Source organism: Aeromicrobium sp. REDSEA-S32_B7 (genome assembly GCF_001626145.1).
GTDB lineage: Bacteria > Actinomycetota > Actinomycetes > Propionibacteriales > Nocardioidaceae > Aeromicrobium > Aeromicrobium erythreum.
This window is the reverse complement of the sequence record NZ_LUNF01000178.1, coordinates 1-3,844: the sequence shown is the minus strand read 5'-3', so window position 1 is coordinate 3,844 and position 3,844 is coordinate 1. Positions and strand designations below refer to the sequence as shown.

Sequence of the window (3,844 nt, the reverse complement as noted above, 5' to 3'; positions counted from 1 at the left end):
GCCATCGACCAGCACCCCCACGAGGTCGCGATCTTCCAGAACGAGGCGGCCACCCTGGGCCAGCTCGAGCGCTTCGGCTACCTCGCCGAGCGCAACCGGCAGTCCCGCGACGTGTGGGTCAGCCTGCTCACCGAGGGCGTGGAGACCGGGGCGCTGCGGGCCGACCTGGACATCACCCTGACCTACCGCTTCATCCGCGACACCGTGTGGGTGGCCGTGCGGTGGTACCGCCCCGGCGGGCCGCACACCACCACCGAGGTCGCCGACCAGTACCTCACCATCCTGCTCGACGGAATCGCGAAGGACCACGACCATGCCTGAGGCCTACATCATCGACGCCGTCCGCACCCCGGTCGGCAAGCGCGGGGGAGCACTGGCGGGGGTCCACTCCGCCGACCTCGGCGGCATCGTCCTGTCGGCGCTGATGCGCCGCACGGGCGTGGACCCGGGTGCCGTCGACGACGTCATCATGGGCTGCTGCGACACGATCGGATCGCAGGCCGGCGACGTGGCCCGCTCGGCCTGGCTGGTGGCGGGGCTGCCTGCGCACGTGCCGGGCGTGACCATCGACAGGCAGTGCGGCTCCTCCCAGCAGTCGGTGCACTTCGCGGCTCAGGGCGTCATGTCGGGCACCCAGGACCTCGTGGTCGCCGGCGGCCTGCAGAACATGTCGGCGATCCCGATCTCGGCGGCGATGCTGGTCGGTCAGCAGTACGGCTTCTCCACCCCCTTCGCGGAGTCCCCGGGCTGGCAGGAGCGCTTCGGCGACCAGGAGGTCTCGCAGTTCCGCTCCGCGGAGATGATCGCGGAGAAGTGGGACGTCAGCCGCGAGGACATGGAGGAGTTCGCCCTGGCCTCGCACCAGCGCGCGCTCGCCGCGATCTCCGAGGGCCGCTTCACCGGTGAGATCGAGCCGGTGACCCTGCCCGACGGCACCGTCTTCGACACCGACCAGTGCCCGCGGGACACCTCCCTGGAGAAGATGGCCGGCCTGCAGCCGCTGGCCCCCGGGGGGCGGATCACCGCCGCCGTCGCCTCGCAGATCTGCGACGCCTCCTCGGCGATGCTCATCGCCTCCGAGACGGCGGTGAAGGAGCACGGGCTCACCCCGCGCGCCCGCATCCACCACCTCTCGGTGCGCGGCGACGACCCGGTTCCGTCGGGCCCTCGGACGTAGACTGGAACGTATGACTTTCCCCTGGCTCAAGGGGCACGGCACCGAGAACGACTTCGTCCTGCTCCCCGACCACGACGGCACGGTGCACGGCGACCTCGACCCTGCGTTCGTGGCGGCGCTCTGCGCCCGACGCACGGGCCTCGGTGCCGACGGCGTGCTCCGCGTGGTGCGCTCGGCCGCGCTCGACGTGCCCGAGGCGGCCGCCAGCGCCGGGGAGTGGTTCATGGACTACCGCAACGCCGACGGCTCCGTCAGCGAGATGTGCGGCAACGGCGTCCGCGTGTTCGCCCGACACCTGATCGACGCCGGCCTCGTGCCGGCCGACGCGCCCGTGGTCGTCGGCACCCGCGACGGCGACAAGGTGGTCACCGTCGACGGCGACCAGCTCAGCGTCGACATGGGCGGCTACGACGTGCGCGGCACGTCGAAGGTCGAGGTCGACGGTCGCGTGTGGGAGGCGCAGGACGTGCGCACGGGCAACCCCCACGCCGTCACCTTCGTCGACACCCTCGCCGACGCAGGCACCCTGCTGCGGGCGCCCAGCTACGACACCGCGACCTACCCCGACGGCGTCAACGTCGAGTTCGTCGAGCGGGTCGCCGACCACCACGTCGCCATGCGCGTCCACGAGCGCGGCTCCGGCGAGACCCGGTCGTGCGGCACCGGCGCGTGCGCCGTCGGGATCGCTACCGCGCTCGCCGACCACGCCCTCGACGCCGCCGGCTCCACGACGTACCGTGTCGACGTCCCCGGCGGCACCCTGAACATCACGGTCGAGCCCACCCGGGTCGTCCTCGCGGGACCGGCCCGCATCGTCGCCACCGGAGAGATGGAGTGGATCGCGTGAGCGAGTCCGACACGAACGTCGCCAGCAGGCTGGGCATCGACCCCGTGGTCGACCGCGACCTGGAGGGCGCGCACGACGGACTCGAGCTCGCCGAGCGTCAGTCGCTGCGGCGCGTCGCCGGGCTGCGCACCGAGCTCGAGGACATCACCGAGGTCGAGTACCGCCAGCTGCGGCTCGAGCGGGTCGTGCTGGTCGGCGTGTGGACCGAGGGCAGTGCGGAGGACGCCGAGAACTCCCTCGCCGAGCTGAAGCTGCTCGCCGAGACCGCGGGCTCCGACGTCCTCGACGCGCTGCTCCAGCGCCGTCAACGGCCCGACCCCGCCACCTTCATCGGCAGCGGCAAGGTCGAGGAGCTCACCGCGGCGGTGCAGGCCACCGGCGCCGACACGATCATCTGCGACGGCGAGCTGGCGCCCAGCCAGCTGCGCAACCTGGAGGACCGCACCAAGGTCAAGGTCGTCGACCGGACGGCGCTGATCCTCGACATCTTCGCGCAGCACGCGAAGTCGGCGGAGGGCAAGGCGCAGGTCGAGCTCGCCCAGCTGCAGTACCAGACCCAGCGTCTGCGCGGATGGGGCGGCAACCTCTCGCGCCAGGCCGGTGGACGCGCTGCCGGCGGCGAGGGCATCGGTGGTCGTGGTCCTGGTGAGACGAAGCTCGAGACCGACCGTCGTCGCATCCAGTCCCGCATGGCGAAGCTGCGTCGAGAGCTCACGGCGCTGCGCACCACCCGCGACATCAAGAAGGCGCGGCGTCGGCGCAACGAGGTCCCGGCTGTCGTCATCGCCGGCTACACCAACGCCGGCAAGTCGAGCCTGCTCAACCGGCTGACCGGCGCGGGCGTGCTGGTGGAGGACGCGCTGTTCGCGACCCTCGACCCCACGACGCGCAAGACGCAGACGAGCGACGGACGCGTGTTCACGATGTCCGACACCGTCGGCTTCGTGCGACACCTGCCGCACCAGCTGGTCGAGGCGTTCCGCTCCACGCTGGAGGAGGTGGCCGAGGCCGACCTCGTGCTCCACGTCGTCGACGCCTCGCACCCCGACCCCGCCGGCCAGATCGCGGCCGTGCGCGAGGTGTTCGCCGAGATCGAGGCGCTGCACGTGCCGGAGATCATCGTCCTCAACAAGGCCGACGCCGCCGACCCGCTCGAGGTCAAGCAGCTGCTCGCCCGCGAGCCGCACGCCGTCGTCGTCAGCGCCCGTACGGGCGAGGGCGTCGACGAGCTGCTCGCCGCCATCGAGGCCGACCTGCCCCGACCCGCGGTGCGCGTCGAGGTCGTGGTGCCCTACGAGCGCGGTGACCTCCTCAACCAGGTGCACGAGACCGGCGAGATCGAGGAGCTGGCGCACGAGTCCGACGGCACCCACCTCGTCGCCCGCGTCTCCGACGACCTCGCCCACCAGCTCAACGCCCTCTGATCACGCGCCCAGCGGTGCGTCCGCTGGTCGAGTAGCGGAGGGTTTTGCTGGTCGAGTGCCTCCACGAGCGCCAGCGAGGGGAGGTGTATCGAGACCACTCCACGCTGTCGCTGGGGGTTGGTCCGCGCGGAGCTGTTGCCGGGTGGTCTCGATACGCACCGACGAGCTCGCTGGCGCTCGCCGTCGCTGCTACTCGACCAGCGGGACGTCTCGCTGGTCGAGTAGTCGGGCTGGGCGAGGAACGAGCCTGAGCCCGACGTATCGAGACCACTCTGGGCTTTCGCTGGGGGTCGGTTCGCGCTGGTCCGTTGCGGGGTGGTCTCGATACGTCCGAGCCTCGCAAGCTCGTCCCTGCTACTCGACCAGCGGAGCGTTCCGCTGGTCGAGTAGTCGGGC

General features: G+C 71.6%; 3 protein-coding genes and 1 pseudogene. All 4 read left to right on the top strand.

From position 1 onward, the window contains the following. Positions 1-321: pseudogene (locus A6Q79_RS12480) on the top strand (TetR family transcriptional regulator); the annotation flags it as partial. After that, positions 314-1,177 (top strand): acetyl-CoA C-acyltransferase, encoded by an 864-nt coding sequence (locus tag A6Q79_RS12475; RefSeq protein WP_317698476.1) that lies wholly within the window; start codon positions 314-316, stop codon positions 1,175-1,177. The pseudogene A6Q79_RS12480 and the gene A6Q79_RS12475, both read left to right, overlap by 8 nt. 10 nt (positions 1,178-1,187) lie before the next feature. Then, a complete protein-coding gene (gene dapF / locus A6Q79_RS12470; protein WP_067856897.1) occupies positions 1,188-2,024 on the top strand; it encodes a diaminopimelate epimerase in 837 nt (278 codons plus the stop codon). A gap of 29 nt (positions 2,025-2,053) precedes the next feature. After that, the gene (hflX, locus tag A6Q79_RS12465; protein ID WP_253021861.1) at positions 2,054-3,448 is read left to right on the top strand and encodes a GTPase HflX; all 1,395 of its coding nucleotides are present in this window, start codon (positions 2,054-2,056) and stop codon (positions 3,446-3,448) included. Positions 3,449-3,844 lie beyond the last annotated feature (396 nt).